Source organism: Geitlerinema sp. PCC 7407 (genome assembly GCF_000317045.1).
Classification (GTDB): domain Bacteria; phylum Cyanobacteriota; class Cyanobacteriia; order PCC-7407; family PCC-7407; genus PCC-7407.
In genome coordinates this window covers 462,537-481,844 of sequence record NC_019703.1, presented here as the reverse complement: position 1 = coordinate 481,844, position 19,308 = coordinate 462,537, and the positions used below count along the sequence as shown (strand labels likewise).

Annotated in this window: 16 protein-coding genes; 8 read left to right on the top strand and 8 right to left on the bottom strand. The window is 57.9% G+C overall.

Going from position 1 to position 19,308, the window contains the following annotated elements:
* Positions 1–265 precede the first annotated feature (265 nt).
* The 3 genes from GEI7407_RS02090 to GEI7407_RS02080 all read left to right on the top strand — a co-directional run bounded on the left by GEI7407_RS02090 (position 266) and on the right by GEI7407_RS02080 (position 1,820).
* On the top strand, positions 266–532 hold the full coding sequence (locus GEI7407_RS02090) for a hypothetical protein (protein ID WP_015170470.1): 267 nt from the start codon (positions 266–268) through the stop codon (positions 530–532).
* Positions 533–615: 83 nt separating this feature from the next.
* Positions 616–1,437 (top strand): A24 family peptidase, encoded by an 822-nt coding sequence (locus GEI7407_RS02085; protein ID WP_015170469.1) that lies wholly within the window; start codon positions 616–618, stop codon positions 1,435–1,437.
* 128 nt (positions 1,438–1,565) lie between these two features.
* Positions 1,566–1,820 (top strand): hypothetical protein, encoded by a 255-nt coding sequence (locus tag GEI7407_RS02080; protein WP_015170468.1) that lies wholly within the window; start codon positions 1,566–1,568, stop codon positions 1,818–1,820.
* A 100-nt stretch (positions 1,821–1,920) separates the two neighbouring features.
* Here GEI7407_RS02080 and recJ read toward each other — a convergent pair whose 3' ends face one another.
* Positions 1,921–4,353 carry a single-stranded-DNA-specific exonuclease RecJ gene (recJ, locus tag GEI7407_RS02075; protein WP_015170467.1) on the bottom strand — a complete coding sequence of 811 codons (2,433 nt, stop codon included), beginning with the start codon at positions 4,351–4,353 and terminating at the stop codon, positions 1,921–1,923.
* A gap of 187 nt (positions 4,354–4,540) precedes the next feature.
* On the opposite strand from recJ, the gene GEI7407_RS02070 reads away from it, so the two are divergent.
* Together GEI7407_RS02070 and pyk are read left to right on the top strand one after the other, a co-directional pair.
* Positions 4,541–5,692, top strand: coding sequence for an AI-2E family transporter (locus GEI7407_RS02070; RefSeq protein WP_015170466.1), 1,152 nt, complete (start codon positions 4,541–4,543; stop codon positions 5,690–5,692).
* A 173-nt stretch (positions 5,693–5,865) separates the two neighbouring features.
* A complete protein-coding gene (gene pyk / locus GEI7407_RS02065; RefSeq protein WP_015170465.1) occupies positions 5,866–7,302 on the top strand; it encodes a pyruvate kinase in 1,437 nt (478 codons plus the stop codon).
* A gap of 105 nt (positions 7,303–7,407) precedes the next feature.
* Here the strand turns inward: pyk and GEI7407_RS02060 are convergent, their stop codons facing one another.
* From GEI7407_RS02060 to GEI7407_RS02050, 3 genes are read right to left on the bottom strand one after another with little or no spacing between them, the layout of a single operon-like run.
* Positions 7,408–7,860 carry a ferredoxin gene (locus GEI7407_RS02060; RefSeq protein ID WP_015170464.1) on the bottom strand — a complete coding sequence of 151 codons (453 nt, stop codon included), beginning with the start codon at positions 7,858–7,860 and terminating at the stop codon, positions 7,408–7,410.
* Positions 7,860–8,246 carry a DUF1257 domain-containing protein gene (locus GEI7407_RS02055; protein WP_015170463.1) on the bottom strand — a complete coding sequence of 129 codons (387 nt, stop codon included), beginning with the start codon at positions 8,244–8,246 and terminating at the stop codon, positions 7,860–7,862. Before GEI7407_RS02055 ends, GEI7407_RS02060 begins: the two co-directional genes overlap by 1 nt.
* 34 nt (positions 8,247–8,280) lie before the next feature.
* On the bottom strand, positions 8,281–8,493 hold the full coding sequence (locus tag GEI7407_RS02050) for a DUF2997 domain-containing protein (RefSeq protein WP_015170462.1): 213 nt from the start codon (positions 8,491–8,493) through the stop codon (positions 8,281–8,283).
* Between the two features lie 460 nt (positions 8,494–8,953).
* Between GEI7407_RS02050 and GEI7407_RS02045 the strand changes: the two genes are divergently transcribed.
* Complete coding sequence (locus GEI7407_RS02045) at positions 8,954–9,985, top strand: hypothetical protein (protein WP_015170461.1); 1,032 nt, start codon at positions 8,954–8,956, stop codon at positions 9,983–9,985.
* 207 nt (positions 9,986–10,192) lie between these two features.
* Positions 10,193–12,142, top strand: a complete 1,950-nt coding sequence (locus GEI7407_RS19260; protein ID WP_015170460.1) for a serine/threonine-protein kinase — start codon at positions 10,193–10,195, stop codon at positions 12,140–12,142.
* A 47-nt stretch (positions 12,143–12,189) separates the two neighbouring features.
* Here GEI7407_RS19260 and GEI7407_RS02035 read toward each other — a convergent pair whose 3' ends face one another.
* The 4 genes from GEI7407_RS02035 to GEI7407_RS02020 form a co-directional block, all read right to left on the bottom strand.
* A complete protein-coding gene (locus GEI7407_RS02035) occupies positions 12,190–12,825 on the bottom strand; it encodes a hypothetical protein (protein WP_015170459.1) in 636 nt (211 codons plus the stop codon).
* Between the two features lie 439 nt (positions 12,826–13,264).
* Complete coding sequence (locus tag GEI7407_RS02030; RefSeq protein WP_015170458.1) at positions 13,265–14,485, bottom strand: type II secretion system F family protein; 1,221 nt, start codon at positions 14,483–14,485, stop codon at positions 13,265–13,267.
* 280 nt (positions 14,486–14,765) lie between these two features.
* Positions 14,766–15,875, bottom strand: coding sequence for a type IV pilus twitching motility protein PilT (locus GEI7407_RS02025; RefSeq protein ID WP_015170457.1), 1,110 nt, complete (start codon positions 15,873–15,875; stop codon positions 14,766–14,768).
* Between the two features lie 57 nt (positions 15,876–15,932).
* Complete coding sequence (locus tag GEI7407_RS02020) at positions 15,933–17,930, bottom strand: GspE/PulE family protein (RefSeq protein WP_015170456.1); 1,998 nt, start codon at positions 17,928–17,930, stop codon at positions 15,933–15,935.
* Between the two features lie 595 nt (positions 17,931–18,525).
* On the opposite strand from GEI7407_RS02020, the gene grpE reads away from it, so the two are divergent.
* Positions 18,526–19,230 (top strand): nucleotide exchange factor GrpE, encoded by a 705-nt coding sequence (gene grpE / locus GEI7407_RS02015; protein WP_015170455.1) that lies wholly within the window; start codon positions 18,526–18,528, stop codon positions 19,228–19,230.
* The last annotated feature ends 78 nt before the right edge of the window (positions 19,231–19,308 follow it).

Sequence of the window (19,308 nt, the reverse complement as noted above, 5' to 3'; positions counted from 1 at the left end):
GACCCGAAGCTGGGAGTCCAGGGTGGCGCTCATTTTTCCCGGAGCCCAGCCTCGGGCGATTTGTCGCTGGTGGCGATCGCCACCAGCGTTGTCCCCTACTTTTGGGTCACATTCCCTGGGACAGGCACTTCGCAAGTCCCCCAGAATCGCGCAAATGGGTTTTGGTAGTGCCTGGGCTCGCGCCAGAGTCTGTAAAGATTCCTACGGCCCTTGCCGGAAGGTCCCAGATGGATTAAAGTCTTGCGTAAAAACGAGGGGCAGGCGAGTGGTATACGTTTCAGCACAGCGCATTGATAATCAACCTAGCAGCACATCCGAACTCCCAGTGCTCATTGATCCCGCACTGCTGAGGGCAGCTCGGCAAATTTACCGAACCTACTACGAAGTTCATCCGGACGAAATTCGGCGACCCTTGGGGGTCGCGATCGATCGTCTCAACCACCGCGGCAAGCTGATTTTCAAAGAGCGCCCCGTTTTGCTGCCCCGGGAATGCTTTGTTCCCTTCAATCAGCTCGAATCAGAACTTTATTAATTTTTTGGCGTAAATGGGCGTGTGGCCTAGCAATATTTTGCTGGGATGCTCTGCTGTTATCCGATCGCCTAGCCTGACCCAAAATGGACGTTTTAGCCCAGTTCCTGCCGACAGTTTTTGTGCTTGCCCTTGGGTCGGCGATCGGTAGCTTCCTGAATGTGGTGGTTTATCGGATACCTGCGGGCCTGTCCATTCTTCACCCGCCCTCGCGCTGTCCTCACTGCCTGCACCGGCTCCGTCGCCACGAAAATGTGCCGGTTCTAGGCTGGCTGTGGCTGCGGGGGCGCTGTGCTCACTGCGGCAGTCCCATTGCGGTGCGCTATCCCCTCGTCGAAGCGTTGACGGGGCTTTTGTTCGTGGTGACGTTTTGGGTGTTTGGGTTTTCGTGGCTGACGGTGGGGTACTGGCTGTTTTTTAGCTGGCTGCTCGCCCTGGCGCTGATCGACGTTGACACCATGACCCTGCCCAATCCCCTGACCCAGTCCGGGCTGATCGCGGGACTGGTGTTTCAGGGCTGGCTGGCGATCGCCCAACCGAGTGGCGCAAGCGCGATCGCGTCTCAGCTGATGACCGGCATCTTGGGGGCTGTGGTGGGCCTGTGGCTGCTGGAGCTGATCGGCAATGTCGGCTCTCTGGCGTTTGGCAGGACCGCCATGGGCGGCGGCGATGCCAAGCTGGCGGCCATGATGGGGGCCTGGCTGGGCTGGAAGCTGCTGCTGCTGGCTGGTTTCATCGCCTGCGTTCTGGGGGCTCTGTGGGGCGGCGGCGCCCAAGTCCTCAAAGTTTCCCAGCGGGGCCAGGTGATGCCTTTTGGTCCATTTTTGGCCTTGGGCGCGCTTTTGACGGCTTTTTTTGGCGAAATGGCCATCGCAGCTTATTTGCGGCTCTTCTTTCCGACGCTCTAGGTCGGCGATCGCCCAAGTCCTGACAAAATCTCACCTCTAGGCCCTCAAGCTGTCCGGATAGCTTCCGAAAATTAATGGGGTTGGGCTGAAGACTTTGGTGTGACTACCGCAAAAACTCGGAGGTCGCCATGACAGAAGTCACAGAATGCCCACAATGTGGCAAAAAAGGACTGGTGAAGCGCAACGCCGACTTGTTTCAGTGTCTCTGCTGCGAATTCAAGCGGGACTTCAACGAGCACAAGGCTTCTAGCACTAGCAACGACGGCCTGATCTTGATCATGCTGGCGATCGCTGGACTGCTGATCTTGCTGCTCCAAAGCTGCGCCGTCAGTTCGCCCCCGGGCATCGTCCCCCTCCCGCCGGAGGTGAGCGATGTCCCCTGAACGAAGTCCGTGGCCCAAACGCAGCGCCACGCGTGCTAGTTGGCTAGGTCATCCCGGACCGGCCCCTAAGCGGAACCCAAGATTGGGTTCCGCTTTTGCATTAGGCGAGGTTTTCGGGCGGCAGGCGATCGCCCTCCTCCAGCGCTCTTGATTCGGTCAATTCGGCGTGCAGGAGCTGCTGCTGGGCCACGGTCTGGATCACCCCTAGGGGCACCTCATAGAAATACTGGTGGCGAAACTGCTCTTCTTGCACCGCCTGCCAGAAGTGGGCGATCGGCCCAGGCACTCCCTCCTGATCGGGCTCGGGTGCGGGCTCACGCCAGGAGATGCAGCACTGCTGATCGGCCGCGTCAGCCGCCCAGGTCACCTGAAAGCCCAGACACTCCAAGGCCGCAAAGCCCGCCCGCAAAGCGCGATCGCCCACGTTGAGCTTGGCCTGAATTTGCGCTTGGGTGGCGCTTTGGCCGGTGCGGCTGAGGTATTTGGCGATGCCGAGCAGGCGCTGCCAGACCGCCTGGGGAGATACGGCATCCGGCGGCGGATAGGCCAGCACCAGGGGGCGATCGGCCTGGTAGGCTTGCCAAAACCAGGGCCGGAAGTCATCCCAGGCCAGGGGGCGATCGCCCATCACCAGGGCCGGTTCTGGCCCGTCGAGGCGGCCTGAAGCCCGACCATCGACGATCCAGTCCATCGCGGGGGCGATCGCCGACATCGGTAGCTCCGCCGCCTCCGTCGGCCGCACCGCAATCAAGCGCACCTCATAGCGGCGATCGCGCGCATTAAAGTCCAGCTCCACAATGGCATCACACAGCCCGCTGGGCAGATCCTCCCGGTAGTGGCCCCACCACGTGCCCGGAAACCCGACCTGGACCGTCGCGTCCCACAGCTCAAACTTGGTGAGAATGTAGCGGGTCTTGTGGTTTTGGGAGTCCTTGAGCAAAAAATGCCGCGCCTTATCAAACCAAACCCGCTGAATCAGCAGCCGAGGCACCGGATTGCCCATGCCGCAGGGCTCCAGCAGCTTGAGTTCATGAAAAAGCTGGGCGCTCAGGTCCGCCACCGTCATCACCAGATCCGCCTGCAAAATCGCGGCCATCGTCCCGGTATAGTCCCCAAGGCGCTGGCGAAACTGCTGGTTGATCGCGTCCCGGAACAGCGGAATATTATCGGCTGGCAAGCTCAGGCCCGCCGCGAAGGGGTGCCCCCCAAAGCGATGGAGCAAAAACTGCTGATCGGCCACCAAGTCATACAGATCAATGCCATTGAGGGAGCGAGCCGATCCGCGGGCCAGCCGAGGCCCTTCGGCCTCCGCCCCTGGCAAATCGATGCTCAGCAAGATCGTCGGTCGGCCGTACTCCTGAGCCACCTGGTTCGCCACCAGCCCCAAAACCCCCACCGGCCAACCCTCTTCGGCCAAGACGATCACGCTGGTGGTCGACAGATCGGTCCGAGCCAGCAGGGTGCTGGCTTGGCGAAACACGTCTTGCTGGAGGCTCTTGCGGCGGGCGTTGGCGAGCTCGGTCTCCAGAGCGAGCTGGGCGCAGCGCTGGCGATCGCGACTGGTCAGCAGCTCCACACAAAAGCGCGCGTCCCCGTGAATTCGGCTCACGGCATTGATGCGCGGCCCAATGCCAAAGGAAATATCCGTGGGGCGATCGCCCGATTTTTGGCACAGTTCCAGCAGCCGCGTGATGCCGGGGCGCGTCGCGGTCTGGGGATCTTGCTGGCGCTGGAGCTGCCGAATGCCCCGCTGGGCCAGGTAGCGGCAGTCGTCCCGCAGCTCCACCAAGTCCGCAATCAGGCCAATGGCGACCAAATCCAGCAGCGCTTCGAGGGGCTGCTGGGGCACCTGGGGCAGCGCCGCGTACAGCGCTTCCACGAGCTTGTAGGCCACGGCGACCCCAGACAGCGTTGCTAAGGGGTGCTCCGGCGGCAGCGATCGCGGATTGATCAGGGCCAGCACCGGCGGCCGCTCCGGCAGCAGCGTGTGGTGATCCGTGATGATCAAGTCGAGCCCCAGGTCCTGGGCATAGTTAATTTCGGCGCGGCAGGTGCTGCCCGTATCGCAGGTCACCACCAGGCGCGTCCCCGCCGCCGCGATCGCCGCTAGCCCTTCGCAGGACAGGCCGTGGGACTCGGTCAGGCGATTGGGAATGTAGTAGCTCAGGCGATCGGCTCCGAAAAACTGCCCCAGGCCTTCCCACAGGACCGCCGTCGCTGTGACCCCATCCGCATCAAAGTCTCCCCAGATCGCCACGCGATCGCCCGTTTCCCAGGCCTTGACCAGCCGGGCGATCGCCGTCGCCATTTCTGCCCCAAAGGCCTCTGGCCCTGTGGGCTGATAGGCTTCTGGCGCTAGAAATCCCGCCAGCTTTTCCGGCTGCTGAATGCCGCGCTGCCACAGCAGCCTTGCCGCCCAGCGCCCGTCCAGGCTCGGCTTCAAGAGCCGAATTTTGTCAATCAGCCATTGGGGCGGTGAGGTGGCGGGCGAAATTTGCCACTGTGAAGAGAAAAGCGGTGAAACCTCAGGCATTCCCCCAAAGACTCCCAGTACAACAGCACAGGCAGCGGAGGTGCAGCTTTTCGTCCTTTGGCCTTGAGGTCTGCCGGACTGAGCGCCCCAGAGCCCCCTCAGTCAAGAAACCACCCGAAAACAGTATGACAATCCCGGTTTGTGACCGAAAATTTAATCAACTTATTGGTGGACTGGAGCTGAAAGCGTGAGTCTTGGTCAGTGGCTTGGTTTGTTCTGCATCATCGCCGCCCTCTACATTCTGTGGCAAATCCGTCAGATCCTGCTTCTCGCCTTCACTGCCGTAGTTTTGGCGATCGCTCTCAACATCCTCGTTCGCAAGCTGACCCAGCTGGGGCTGCCGCGAGGCGTTGCCGTCCTGTTGACCGTTCTGACCAGCTTGCTCGCCGCCATTTTATTTTTCTGGCTGATCGTGCCGCCCTTTGCCGACCAGTTCCAGAAAGTGATCGAGCTGCTGCCCAGCGGCTTTTTGCGAATTCGAGACTGGGCAGATGACTTTCGCACTCGGCTACCGCCGTGGGTGCCCGATCTACCCACGCTCTCCAATTTGCAGCAGCAGCTTCAGCCCAGCTTTGTTTCTCTATTCGGCAACTTTTTTGCCGTTTTCCAAAACACCTTGGTCATTTTTGTCCAGGCGCTGCTGGTCTTCATCCTGGCAATTATGCTGCTGGCTAACCCAGACAGCTATCGCCAAGCATTCTTAATCTTGTTTCCGTCGTTCTATCGGCGGCGAGCTGACGAGGTCCTAGAGGCTTGCGAGGTTGCCCTACGAAACTGGCTAACGGGGATCTTAGTTAGCTCGCTGTTTGTGGCGCTGATCAGCGGGGTCGGCTTGCTGGTGCTGCAGGTGCGATTGGTGTTTGCCCATGCCCTCCTAGCAGGCCTGCTGAACCTGATTCCCAATATTGGCCCCACCCTCAGCGTGGTCTTTCCGGCGTCTGTCGCTCTCCTCGACGCGCCCTGGAAAGCGGGCGCGGTCATCGCCCTGTATCTCGTCATCCAGCAGATCGAGGCCTACTGGCTCACCCCCACGGTGATGGCCCACCAAGTCTCTCTGCTGCCGGCTTTGACGCTGATTTGCCAGATTGTCTTTGCCAGCTTTTTTGACTTTTTGGGGCTCTTGATGGCGCTGCCGCTGACGGTGGTAGCCAAGACCTGGATTCAGGAGGTGCTGATCAAGGACATTCTCGACTGCTGGAAGTCCGAGCGCGATCACCCACGCCTTGAGACGGTGACCGTTTTACCCGCGCCGCAGACGGTAGAGGCGCTGCCGCCCGAGAATCCGGACGCCGCAGCGTCCCGAGCAGACTCTCCTGATACCCCAGGCGGCAAACCTTAACCGACTGAGCGTTTCTAGGCCTCGGGTGAGGGTCTCTAGAGCTGTCTTTTGCGCCAGGAGTTTCAGCTTTTGATCCTGGACAGCCTTCGGCGGAGTTGGTATCACGATAGACAAGTCACGGCGCGCTCGTGTTCTGCGGGCCCGCTTGATCTGGAGACTTTCGCCCCGCCCCCATGCGCAAAACCAAAATCATTTGCACCCTCGGTCCTGCCAGTAATACCTACGAGACGATCCGGGAAATGGCGATCGCCGGGATGGACATCGTCCGGCTCAATTTTTCCCACGGAGAGCACGCCACCCACGAGCGATCCATTGAGCTCGTGCGCCAAGTTGCTGCCGACATCCAGCGCCCGATCGCCATCCTCCAAGACCTGCAAGGCCCAAAAATTCGGGTCGGCGATATGGAAGACGGGGTCGAGCTGCTGCCCGGCGAGAAGACCGTTATCACCATGGAGGACGTTCTCGGCACAGCGGCCCGCTTTAGCTCGACCTACAAGGGGCTGGCCACCGATGTCCGCAGCGGCGACCCCATCTTGATCAACGACGGCATGCTGAAGCTGCGGATCAATCAGGTGATCGGCCAAGACATTCACGCTACGGTGATCGACGGCGGCCCGCTCCTGAGCCACAAGGGGATCAACCTGAGTCAATCCTCGATCAGCACGCCGGCCCTGACGGAAAAGGACGTAGAAGACCTCTACTTTGGCCTCAAGCAAAACCTCGACTACGTGGCGCTGTCCTTTGTGCGGGAGGCTGCCGACCTCAAGGAGGTCCAGGGAACGGTGCGCCGGAAAAACAAGCACGCCCACGCGATCGCCAAGATCGAGCGCCACGAAGCCGTGGAGGACCTCGAGGCGATCGTGGCCGCAGCAGACGCGGTGATGGTTGCCCGGGGCGACCTGGGCGTCGAGATGCTGCTGGAGCAGGTGCCCCTGATTCAGAAGTCCATCATCAACACCTGTCGCCGCCACCTCAAGCCTGTGATCACCGCCACCCAGATGCTGGAGTCGATGATCCAAAACCCTCGGCCCACCCGCGCCGAGGTTTCTGATATTGCCAATGCCATCCTCGACGGCACCGACGCCTTGATGCTGTCTGGGGAGACGGCCGTGGGGGCTCATCCCGTGGAGGCTGTACGGACCATGGCCCAAATTGCCGAAACCGTTGAGCCGCAGCTCCACAGCGTCGATACCTACATTGATGGCCTGCGGGAGCACAGCGCCGCCAATTCTGTGGTCCACGCGGCCTGTCGCCTCGCCGACAACCTGAGGGCAAAGGCGATTATTTGCTTTACAGAGCACGGATTTACGGCGCGGCTCCTGTCGAAGTACCGCCAGCCAATCCCTGTGATTGCGGTGACCCGCAGCCCCGAGGTCCAGCGCCGGATGTCGCTGTACTGGGGCGTGCGATCGCTCCTGCTTGAGGAGGTCTCGAGCACCGACGAAATGATCGCTCAGGTGGAAAAACTCGCCCTGGAGAGCCGCATGGTCGACGAAGGCGACATGACCGTCATCACCGCTGGTCTGCCGCTGCCGATTACGGGAGTAACGAACCTGATCAAGGTTCATCGCATCGGCGAAGCCGCCTCTTTCAACTCGACGTTTCCATAGGGCGATCGCCTAAAATGCCTGAAGCCCGCTGGGTTGAGAACCCAGCGGGCTTCAAAGTCAAAAGAGTTTCTAGAAGCCTGAACTGAACAGAATCCCTTGGATGGTTCAGGGCTTTTCGGGAGACTTGAACTTGCGGCGGCGGGCCATTGCTTGCAGGAGCGATCGATCAATGGGAAATCCCGCCACCGGCATCACCTGATATTGGCGCTCAGACTCAAGCTTTTTCAGCTCGGCGTAGTTCACCCAATGGATGCAGTCGACGGGGCAGGTGTCGATGGCTTCCTGGATGATGTCCTCGGGATCACCGTCTTGGCGAATGACGCGCGATCGCCCGTAGTCTGGCTCGATGTAGAAGGTGTTGCGAGCGACGTGGGCGCAGTGCTTGCAGCCGATGCAGGTGATCTCGTCGACGTAGACGCCTCGCTGGCGCAGAACGCCCCCAAGCTCTGGCTCTAGGCCCGAGCGCTGAGCTGCATCCCGCAGAAATCCGCCGAGCTCCGGCTCAAACCCCGATCGCTCAGGGGCCTGTCCTGACTCTCCCGCCCCGAAGCCAGTCATTAGCCGTTCCAGCGCTGCAGCACCAGGCGAATCGAGCCGTCGGCGTTGCGCTGCTGCTCAGCCACCTGGAAGCCTTGATCAGCCGTGGTGCTTACCACGGTGTGGTAGGCGTAGCGCTGGGTGATTTTGCCCAAGAAGCCTTCCACCGACAGCGGCTGCTGCCAGTACTGCAGATCAGCTACGAGCTCGTACTCGTTGCCGTTCCAGCGGAAGCCAATATCGTACTGGTTATCTTGCTCAATGGCGATCGCCGCGGAGCAGGTCTGGCCTTGGTAACCACGAACTTCGCGAGGACCTTCTTTCCAGTCCATCCCAAGATCGGTCAAAGCCGACTTCAGAGATTCAAGGTTGCGAATTTGTGTCTTAATTTGGCTGAAGTGTGACATGGTGATTTAAAAACAATCAAGCTGGACTGAAAACTTACCAATCACTGTAGGTCGCTTGAATTTCGGCCTTGGAAGACTGGTGAACACTTTGCTGAGCAAAGAACTCTGAGGTTGGTTGCTGATGCACCACTCGCCCCAGCTGCGCCTCAATGGCGGCGGTGACCTCAGCACAGGATGACCCCACAATGCCGGTCACCTTTTCCTCCACCCGACCATCAGGGTAGATGATAAACTCCAGAGTTTCCATGGGCTGCTTGCTCTGCTATCAACTGAGGAAAAGCTTGTTTTTACCAAATCATCTGCCTTGGTGATCTTGAAACTGCTGTATGCAGGCGATCGCCATCAGCAAAATCTTTAAAAACAGACGCTCGATACTATTTATGTTTTGACAAGTCTCTTAATCAAACTTAACTGAATGAAATTTCAAGCCCGTAAATGTAACAGAAATTAGGATACGAGCAGGTTTTCACATCAGCTACATGCCAGTTTCGCGTAACTTGCAAGTGCAGTCAAGGGACGGTAGGTAGAGTCCTCTCCGCTCCAACCACAAAGCGCAAACCCACAGCCGAAAAGCATCAAATCTCCTTCTCTACCCCAAAATAACGTTTCTATAGAGAGCAACATTCCGCGAAAAGGCAGAGCATCTTCTCCTTTGGGCCAAAGGGCAATGGCAAAATGAAAGCTTGTTACAGTTTGGCGAGAGTTCCATGAGTGAAGAACACGTTGCGCACGAGTCCTTGGCAGCCCGCGCTAGCCAGCCCATCCGAGTCGGCGTTCTCGGCTTCGGCGGTCTAGGTCAAGCAGCCGCCCGAGTGCTCGCCCCCAAGCAGGAAATGATCTGGGTTGCCGCTGCTGACCAAAAGGGCTTTGCCTACGATCCATCGGGACTCAATCCTGACGCTTGCATCCAGACCTACCACGCCCACGGCTCCCTGGGATACCTCGAAGGACTGGGAGTCCTGAGCGATAACGGCATCCAAGATCTCATCGAGAAAGGAGATGCGGTTGAGGGCTATTTCCTCGCCCTGCCAAACCTGCCCAACGACTTCATTGCGTCGGTGGTGCGCCAGTTTATGGCGGCGGGCTGGAAGGGAGTTTTGGTCGATGCTATCAAGCGGACCAGTGCTGTCGAGCAGCTGCTGGCCATGAAAGAAGAGCTGCAAGCAGCAGGTATCACCTACATGGCAGGCTGTGGCGCGACGCCCGGTCTTCTGACGGCGGCCGCTGCCCTGGCAGCTCAGAGCTACGCTGAGGTGCACTCGGTGAAGATCACCTTTGGGGTGGGCATCGCCAACTGGGAAGCGTACCGGGCAACGGTGCGCGAGGATATTGGTCACTTGCCGGGCTATACCGTGGAGCAGGCTCGCGCCATGACGGATGCTGAGGTGGAAGCCCTCTTGGACAAAACCAACGGCATTCTGACGCTGGAGAATATGGAGCACGCCGACGACGTGATGCTGGAGCTGGCCGGGATCTGCTCGCGCGATCGCGTGACGGTGGGGGGCGTCGTCGACACGCGCAATCCCAAGAAGCCGCTCAGCACCAATGTCCAAATCACGGGGCGCACCTTCGAGGGCAAGATTTCCACCCACACCTTCACCCTGGGCGACGAAACGAGCATGGCGGCCAATGTCTGCGGCCCCGCCTTTGGCTATCTCAAGACTGGGGTTGGCTTGCAGCGTCGCGGCTTGACGGGCCTGTTTACGGCAGCAGAGGTAATGCCGCACTTTGTCCGGTAAGGTTGGCTACCCAAGGTATCCGATCAGGCAAGCTGCTCGCTGAAGCAGAGGAATGGGTCTCAGGGGGGATCGCCTCCCCCTGGGGGCTTTCCTCCCTGAGGGGTAGCCTTCCGTAGCGCCTCTGGATCGTTTTGCGTAAAAATTACTACCGAGCTATTTAACGGTTTCGTTTGGCTCCCAGGTCTCGGTGAGAGGACGCGACGGTTTATGATGCCTGCGATCGCCCTTGGTACGTTGCTGCGCCAGCGCTACTTGATTCAGCAGATTTTGGGTCAGGGAGGGTTTGGCCGAACTTATTTGGCTGTTGATCAAGAACGCTTCAATGAGGCCTGTGTGCTCAAGGAACTGGTGATCGAGCGGCCAGATCCGGCGATCGCCGAAAAGGCCAAGGCGCTTTTTCAGCGGGAGGCGAGCACCCTTTACCACCTTCAACATCCTCAAATTCCGCGCTTTTGGGCTGCTTTCGAGTGGGATCAGCGGCTTTTTTTGGTGCAGGATTTCGTGGATGGCCAGACATACCAGCACCTGCTTCAGCAGCGAAAACAGCACCGCCGGTGTTTTTCGGAACTAGAAGTGCTGCACTTGCTAGGACATCTGTTGCCGGTGCTGAGCTATCTGCACGAGCGCGACATCGTGCACCGAGACATCTCTCCAGAAAATATTATGTTGCCCAAGCGGCCAGCGTCGATGGCCCTGGAGGCGTCCAGCAGCAGTTTGGCGCTGCCGATGCTGATTGACTTTGGAGCCGTCAAAGAGGCCGCGGGCTATGGTTCAGGGCTCTATGGGCGATCGCCCGACAGCGTCACTTGGGCTCCCACTTCGACCATGACCTGTGTGGGGAAGCTGGGCTACGCGCCCCCGGAGCAAATTCAAACGGGCAAGGTCTTTCCCCACAGCGACCTGTACGCGCTGGGCGTGACCTGCCTGGTCTTGCTGACCGGGCGATCGCCCCAAGACCTCCTCGACGGTGAAACCCTCGACTGGCAGTGGGAGCCCCAAACGAGCTTGGGGCAAAAACTAGCACCCATTCTGCGGCGCATGTTGTCCCTGCATCCGCGCGATCGCTACCAGTCCGCTGCCGAGGTGCAGGCTGACCTGCAACCCCTCCTCGGTCCGCCGCCCGAGACCCAGATTTTTAGCAGCGCCGCTCTGCCCACCGCCGCCCCTGCGTCTTGGGCCGCGCCTCCCAGTGTCGAGCCGTCTTTTCGACTCCCCCATAGTCCAGTGTCGCTGGATCTCACGCCAGCTTCGGGCTGGAGCTGGGATCGCCTCCAAGCCACGATGGGATTGATTTTGGGCGCTGGTTTTGTCCTGGGGGGTCTCGGGCTGTTGGCGCAGCCCCTCTGGCAGGCGGGCGATCGCGCCGCCAATTCATCGGATGTCTGGATGGCAGGAGTGCGCATTCCCCAGGCCGAAGCCTCCAAAATCTTGAGTTCCAAGCCCCCAGCCATTACCGGCGGCTTGCCCCAGGCCGCCTTACAAATTCAGCCAAATCAGCCGATCACCGCACCCAGCAGTTCTCCACCCAAGACGGTTTTGCCGGCGCGCCAGCTCTCTTTGAGCCCAGGAGAGGTCACGACAACCTTGCAAGGAACGCTGGAGAACTACGGCGTACAGCCTTACGTCCTAGAAGGGGTTGAGGGCCAAGTGCTGAGCATCTCGCTCGATGGCCAAAGCGTGGTGATGAACGTGCTAGGTACCGACCAACAGGAGATTGACACCGCTGCATCACGGGCGCGCCGATGGACGGGTTCACTACCCCAGACCAGCACCTACACGGTTCAAGTTCTCGGTTCTGGCTCCTATACGCTGCGAGTTGCTCTCTTGCCGATTGCGCGTCCCCAGGAGGCAACGGTGGAGATCATCCAGCTCAAGGCAAATGGGCCAGCGACAACGCTGTCAGCTCAGATGTCGCCGAATGTGGTCAAGCGCTACCAGTTTCAGGGTCAGCAAGGTCAGGTGCTCAAGCTTCGCCGCCTGCGGGGCAGTGTCGGAACCCTGAGCCTCCGGACACCCACTGGCCAGGTGATCGAGGGCCCTGCGACCAGCCCGGCCTGGCAAAGCAGCCTGCCTGCCACGGGCGAGTACACGGTGGAGGTGTCGGTGCCGCAAACGACCGAAGTGGCGATCGCCTGGGAACTGCGATCGCAGCCTTGACCTTCCAGGCTTGTCCTAGGACGGGTTTGTCCCGGACGCCGCGACCTCTACGGGGCGCGATCGCCCGCCTCATCCTCCGAAGACTGCACTTCTTCCGACTCTAGAACCTCCGGATCGCTGAAGACAGAGGCTTCGCTCCCCTCCAGATCCTCCAATGGCCGATACACCTCGACGAGGGGCAGGTTCGCCCCCTGCAGGCCGCGCTTGATCCGCTCTGGCGTGTGCTGGAAAACCACAAACAGCGGCAGCACTTCCTCGCCCCCCTCGCTGAGGATGTGGGCGTAGCGCGGCGGCAGCAGCCACTCGTAGCCACGGTCCAGATAAATTTGCGTATGGCGCCAGCGGCCCAGCAGATCCGAGAAATCTTCGTTGGGGTGGTGAATGAATACCAACACCTCGATGCCCGTCTTGATTTTCCATTCTGGATCGCACATCAGAATAGCCAAATCGCAGGGCAATCGCAGGGTTTCGTGCATTCCCTTAGAACTTGAGGCAGTCGAGTCGGGCGATCGCTGCCGAATCCGGCCTAGGGGCAGCGGCATCGTAATAATGCTTTCTTCGGAGCGACGAATACTGGGAATGCGCTCAAAGTATGGGCGATAGCGCTTGAGCAGATTAACGGCCCCAAGGTAGTGGCTGCACTCGGCCAAAAGCGCTTCATACTGAGACTGTTCAACCGACATAATTGGGCGATCGCTCCCTTACATTCCAATACAGCTTTGCTGCCAAACTTCCGCTCTTCAGCTTTTGAAATACCCTAGAATCAGCACAAATTTCTGCTTTTGCGACCCTTCAGTTCTGTCACTCGCAATTCACTCAAAAATTAGAATCTAACAGTCTAAAGCAAAGTTTTTTTGCCGTTTTGCCACCAAAGTTTTTGCTTCAGAATCAATACTTAGCGAGTATTAAGCAATGCTAGGGCGATCGCTCTTTTTACCATCATCAAATCGCCAGCAAGATTGTTCGTTGATTTTTCTAGCCTGTCAATATTTTAGCGACTTCTCTCAACCATCATTCCCTCAACGGAGGGATTCAGTATAGACAGCTTTTGTGTCAAAAAAAATCCCCCAACACAGCAGCCGTCCTGGGGGATTGAGCAATTATCCTGAAGCTCTTAGCGCTTTAGCCCAGATCTTCAAATACCTTGAACATCGGCAAATACATCGACAACAGAATCGCGCCGACCATACCGCCCAAAATCACAATCATAATTGGCTCAAGCATGGAAGTCAGGGCTTTGACCGCTTGTTCCACTTCGTCCTCGTAGAAGTCCGCGACCTTCATCAGCATCTTGTCCAGGTCGCCCGTTTCCTCACCAATGCTGATCATCTGCACCGCCATCAGCGGGAATACGTCCCCCCGCTCCAGGGCCACGCTGATCATGCCACCGCTTTGCACCTCCACTCGAGCCGCATCAATGGCATTCGAAATCACCTGATTACCTGCCGTATCCCGCACAATTTCCAGCGCCGTCAAAATGGGCACCCCTGAACGAGTCAAAGAACCAAAGGTTCGGCAGAATCGCGCGGTTGCGGTTTTCTCAATCAGGTCACCAAACAACGGCATTTTGAGGGACATCCGGTCAATCGTCTCCCGGCCAACTCGCGTTTTGTAGTACTGCTTGTAAGCAAACGACAGGGCCACCAGCACCAAAATCAAGCCAAAAACGTACTGCGGTGTACGCAAGAACTTACTGATTGACAGCATCATTTTGGTGAAGGCCGGCAGGTCTGTCCCGATCTCCTCAAAAATTGCCGCAAAGGTCGGCAACAGGAAAACGGTCATTCCCACAAAAATCGCAACGGCCAGAGTACCCACAGTCACCGGGTACGACATGGCCGACTTGATTTGGTTTTGCAGTCTCGCAACGTCCTCTAGGAGTTTGGCCAGACGATTGAGCACCTCGTCCAAGACACCGCCAACTTCTCCAGCTTGCACCATACTCACATACAGCCCGTCAAAGCACTGGGGATGCTTGCGCATTGCGTCTGACAGGTTAGTTCCTTGCTGGACGTCAGAGCTAATTTGAACGAGCGCTTTTTTGAGTTTGGGATTGGAGCACTGCTCCGAGAGCACGCCTAGACTACGCACCATGGCAACCCCTGCATTCACCATGGCCGCGAACTGTCGAGAAAAGATGGCCTTGTCTTTGACAGTCACGCTGGTCATGAGCATGTTGATGTCTTCCATGCTGAAGGAACCGCTCTTGGATTCCTTCAGATCTTGGACAACAAGCCCGCGATCGCGCAGAGCTGCCCGCGCTTCACCGAGCGAATCGGCCGTAATTCGCTCCTTTTTGGGTTTTCCTTGGACGTCCCGAATACTTGCAACGTAGGTAGGCATGGCTGATGTTATTGACTCAACGAGGGGCGATCGCAAACAAGGCGTCAGATTGACTCATGCAAATGTACAGCTTCAGCCAAAGCGTCATTACCGCCAACAGGCAAACCTTGGATGAAACCCGAACACTCTGCACCCATCTTATGACTTCAGTCAGTTACCACACTTGAATCGTTTTGATTATTAATAGACACGAATTTTTAGAGATCGCAACTTATTTTTGGAACGAACTAGCAGTTCTCCACCAAAGCTAACCAGAGAACTGCTAGTTTCCGGATTTGCCTTACTTGGCGGCCCCAGCCTTAGCGGCCACAGGCCCTGATGAGCCGATCAGGCGCTGTAGTTCATCCGGCTTAGAGGTCTTCGACATTGCAGCCTCAAAGGAGATTTGGCCAGCCTTGTACAGGTCCGCCAACACCTTCTCCAGAGTTTGCATCCCCAACTTGCCCCCGGTTTGGATCGCCGAGTAGATCTGGGCGGTTTTACCCTCGCGGATTAGGTTGGAGATAGCTGGCGTCACAATCATGATCTCTTGAGCCAGCATCCGGCCATACTCACCCGGCTTCGGATTTTTCTTCGACACCAGCGTTTGGCTAAATACCGCCACCAGAGAGTTCGAAAGCTGCACCCGCACCTGGGTTTGACGCTCCGAGGGGAACACGTCGATCATCCGGTCCACCGTCTGAGACGCCGAGCTCGTGTGCAGCGTTCCAAACACCAAGTGACCGGTTTCCGCCGCCGAAATCGCAAGGGAGATCGTCTCCAAGTCCCGCATCTCGCCCACCAGAATAATATCTGGGTCTTCCCGCAGAGCGGCCTTCAGGGCGTTCGCAAAGCTCTTGGTGTCTTCGTGGAGCTGACGCTGGTGGACCAGACTCTTGATCGGTTCATAGACAAACTCGATGGGGTCCTCCACCGTCAGAATGTGCTCAGCCCGCGTGCGGTTGATCAGGTCAATCATGGCCGCCAGCGTCGTCGTTTTTCCTGATCCCGTTGGTCCCGTCACCAGGATTAGGCCCCGCGGCTTCTCCGTCATCTCGCGCACCACATTGGGCAAGCCGAGCTGATCAAAGTTAGGAATCTTCGAGCTTAGCGCCCGCAAACAAGCAGCATAGGTTCCCCGATCTTTGTAGACATTGACCCGGAACCGCGCGAGACCTTTCACCCCGTAGGAGCAGTCCAATTCCCAGTTTTGCTCTAGCGTTTTGCGCTGGGTGTTGTTCAACATGCTGAAGATCAGCCGCTGACACTGCTCTGCCGTCAACGCCTCATCCCCGATCGGCGTCAGCTTACCGCTGATCCGAAAATATGGCGGTAACCCCGCAGAGAGATGGAGGTCCGATCCCCCCATCTCAACTAGCTGCTCCATCAAGTCTTCAATCATCAATTCCATAGGGCTATCTCACGCTTACAACAACCACTACAACTGTCTTGAAGTTACCCATCTGCACTAGTCAATAAAACGGGGCGTCGTGCAATAGGGACAATCTAGCCATTCAGGCTTGAGCTCCGCACTACAAACTCGACAGGTCAGCGCGCTCTTGCGCTTGGCCTTCAGTTCAGCCTCCAAGCCTGTATCTGTAAAGGTCACCCGCTCCACTTCGTCCAGCGTTGTGTATCCCTGCTGCACCAAATCCAAGCTGTAGGCCAAGAGGGTCTTCATCCCTTCTTCAACGGCAACTTCTTTGATGCGCTCTGTGGGCGCGCCCTCAGTCATCAGAACCTGGAGCCGCTCTGTTACGCGCATCACCTCATACACACCGCAGCGTCCCTTGTACCCAATCCCGTTACAGGTCGGGCAGAGGGTTCCTGCCGATCGCGCCGCCTGAATCTCTTCAGGGGTGAGGGTGTTGGCACGATAGAACGTTACTTCTCCGGCACGGGAGGCCGACAAGCCAAAGCGTGCAAGCTCTGAGGGCTCTGGGCTGTAGGGCACCTTGCAGTCCTGGCATACCCGCCGCACCAGACGCTGAGCCAGCACCCCGATCAGTGAGCTGGAGATCATAAACGTCTCAACGCCCATTTCTTCCAGTCGGGCTACCGCACTGGCGGCGTCGTTGGTGTGTAGGGTGGTCAGCACCAAGTGTCCCGTGAGGGCCGCCTCGATTGCAGTTTTGGCAGTTTCTTTGTCTCGAGTCTCACCCACCAGAATCACGTCAGGGTCTTGGCGCAGGAAGGCTCGCAGAATCGATGCAAAGTCCATCCCTTTTTCTCGAATGACCTGCACCTGGGTCAAGCCGGGCAAGGTGTATTCGATCGGGTCTTCTGCGGTGCTGATGTTGACACCGGGGTCATTGCGCTCGGCTAGGGCGGAGTATAGGGTGGTGGTTTTACCAGATCCGGTGGGGCCTGTGACTAGGATCAAGCCGAACGGCCGCTTAACCATGTCTTTCATGGTGTTGAGCGTGTCCGGATCGGTGATGAGTTTATCGAGTCCTAGCTGGGTGGTGGAGTTGTCTAGGATTCGGAGGACGACTTTTTCGCCATAGCGGCTCGGCAGGGTGTTGACTCGGAAGTCAATTTTGCGATCTTGGTAGACGCGGCGAATCCGGCCGTCTTGGGGTTGCCGCCGCTCGGCGATGTCTAGCTCGGCGATGATTTTGAAGCGGGCTGTAACGGCGGGGATGATTTTTTTGGGTAGGGGATCGAAGGCTTGGCGAAGAACGCCGTCTTTGCGGAAGCGAATGCGCAGAAATTCTTCTTGGGGCTCGATGTGAATGTCTGAGACGCCTTCGTGGAGGGCTTTGAGCAGGATTTGGTTGACGAGTTTGATGACGGGGGCCGCGCCTGCGTCCTGAACGGCGGCGTTCAGGTCGGCTTCCATCTCGTCGGGGGCTTCCTCGAGGTCTAGGGCTTCGAGGTTGATGTCGGAGACGTCAACGGATTTTTGAATCTCGAGCTGCTTTTGCTTTTCGACTTGCTCGTCGAGGTAGCCAGAGATGAGGCGCTGGTAGTCTTCCATGGTGATGACCAGCCGCTGGAGGTTCAGGCGCTGGGGCCGGAGGATGCGGTTGAGGTCATCTTGGGCTTCGAGGTTGTCGGGGTCCACCATGGCAACGAGGACCGAGGGGGGCTGCTCTTCGCTGCGGGACAGTGGCACTAGTTTGTGGCGTCGGCAAATGTCGAGGGGAATCAGGGTGTCAATCAGGGAGCCAACGTTTTGGGTTGGGATCTGGTTGATCTCCGGATCGAGGGATTCGACGCCGTAAAGGATTTTGAGTTCGAATAGCTGCTGCTTTTTATATTGGCGAAGTAGGTCGGGCGGCAGTTGCTGGCCGGTGAGGGATTCGAGGACTTCGGTCAGGGGCCGCCCGGATTTACGACTTTCTATAAGGGCTTGCTGCATCTGGTCGGCATTGACGAACCCCGACTGGATCAGCTTGTTGCCAAAGGGGGAGAAGTTGTTCTGTACAACGAGGGCGCGGCGCTGCGAGGAGGAGTTAGTCATAGCTGCTGCAAAAGATCTCCTAGATGAGTGTTCCCACAGGACTGGGGCGCGATCGCTAACCTGGAGGATTTTGTCTGGATCGAACTCGATGAAGTGCGAGAGGACAGTGCCGAGGACGCAGGGAGCACGGAGGTAAGCTCAGGCAGATCAGCCGCAACAAGAGGAGCAAGAGACTGAGACAGGGCACTGCTGAGTTCTGAGATGCTCCTATCTTACGAGTATCTTCTGCGGGTGTCGTGAAGTGTGGGGGAGATGGGCTAGGCCAGGCTGAGGTTTGCGGCTACAGTTGCTTTTGATGATAACTTTTGTTGCCAAAGCTGAAGGCGGTTGCATCATAGGGGGCTTGAGGCAGACCTCTCGATGGAGGTGGACAGGACTAATTAGGATTTCCGGGAGATTTTTTTGCGGGGGTTCTATTGATGGCTATTATTAGGAGGAAGTGACGAGACAGGCTTCTAGAAGGCTTGATGCAGGGGTTAGTTTTCTCTGCGGATCAATGAGGCTGATAGGGAAATCCCTACTTTTCAGATTCCCAGCCTTTGCGAAACTCTAGAGCTGAAGCGAACAGTTTTTACGTCGTAGGAATTGAGGCACAATGATCGGCGAATATCAGCAGCCAGACAACTTGCAGGACTCAGAGATGGAGCCGCTAGAGGGTTCTGAAAAGGCGCCGGAGGCGATGTCGTCGGCTGAGACTGAGGTCAGCGCGGACGCGGAGGTGGTTGCAGACGCTGAGGCTGCGGAGGTGTCGCCTGCGGAGGAAGCGCAGGTTCTGTCGGTGGTGCAGGATTTGCAGCAGGAGATTGCGGCGCTGCGATCGCAGCTTGAGGAGCGCAACAGCCAGTGCGTTCGCATTGCTGCAGATTTTGATAATTATCGAAAGCGCACTGCTAAAGAAAAAGAAGATCTCGACCAGCAGGCTCGCTCTCGGGCTATCACGGAGCTTTTGCCGGTGGTGGATAGCTTTGAGCGCGCGCGATCGCAAATCAAGCCCCAAAACGAAGGGGAGATGGGCATTCACAAGAGCTATCAAGGCGTCTACAAGCAGCTCGTCGAGAGCCTCAAGCGCCTTGGCGTTGCTCCCATGCGCTCCGAAGGTACCGAGTTTGATCCCAACCTTCATGAGGCCGTCATGCGAGAGACTACGGATGAGCATCCTGAAGGCACGGTCCTCGAGGAGCTCGTGCGCGGCTACATGATCGGCGATCGCGTACTGCGCCACGCTATGGTCAAAGTTGCTGCGGCTCCTGAGCCCGTGGTAACCTCTGAGGAAACCAGCCAAAACGGCTCAGAAAGCTGATTTTGCAGTTTTCTTCAGAGAGCTACAGCTCTAGAGACTTCATCACTAATTGATAATTCAGCTAGACTTGTTGTCCTA

Coding starts and splice junctions, on each gene's coding strand:
- GEI7407_RS02085 (WP_015170469.1), top strand. CDS start 616: ATGGACGTTTTAGCCCAGTTCCTGCCGACAGTTTTTGTGCTTGCCCTT.
- GEI7407_RS02080 (WP_015170468.1), top strand. CDS start 1,566: ATGACAGAAGTCACAGAATGCCCACAATGTGGCAAAAAAGGACTGGTG.
- recJ (WP_015170467.1), bottom strand. CDS start 4,353: ATGCCTGAGGTTTCACCGCTTTTCTCTTCACAGTGGCAAATTTCGCCC.
- pyk (WP_015170465.1), top strand. CDS start 5,866: ATGCGCAAAACCAAAATCATTTGCACCCTCGGTCCTGCCAGTAATACC.
- GEI7407_RS02060 (WP_015170464.1), bottom strand. CDS start 7,860: ATGACTGGCTTCGGGGCGGGAGAGTCAGGACAGGCCCCTGAGCGATCG.
- GEI7407_RS02055 (WP_015170463.1), bottom strand. CDS start 8,246: ATGTCACACTTCAGCCAAATTAAGACACAAATTCGCAACCTTGAATCT.
- GEI7407_RS02050 (WP_015170462.1), bottom strand. CDS start 8,493: ATGGAAACTCTGGAGTTTATCATCTACCCTGATGGTCGGGTGGAGGAA.
- GEI7407_RS02045 (WP_015170461.1), top strand. CDS start 8,954: ATGAGTGAAGAACACGTTGCGCACGAGTCCTTGGCAGCCCGCGCTAGC.
- GEI7407_RS19260 (WP_015170460.1), top strand. CDS start 10,193: ATGATGCCTGCGATCGCCCTTGGTACGTTGCTGCGCCAGCGCTACTTG.
- GEI7407_RS02035 (WP_015170459.1), bottom strand. CDS start 12,825: ATGTCGGTTGAACAGTCTCAGTATGAAGCGCTTTTGGCCGAGTGCAGC.
- GEI7407_RS02030 (WP_015170458.1), bottom strand. CDS start 14,485: ATGCCTACCTACGTTGCAAGTATTCGGGACGTCCAAGGAAAACCCAAA.
- GEI7407_RS02025 (WP_015170457.1), bottom strand. CDS start 15,875: ATGGAATTGATGATTGAAGACTTGATGGAGCAGCTAGTTGAGATGGGG.
- GEI7407_RS02020 (WP_015170456.1), bottom strand. CDS start 17,930: ATGACTAACTCCTCCTCGCAGCGCCGCGCCCTCGTTGTACAGAACAAC.
- grpE (WP_015170455.1), top strand. CDS start 18,526: ATGATCGGCGAATATCAGCAGCCAGACAACTTGCAGGACTCAGAGATG.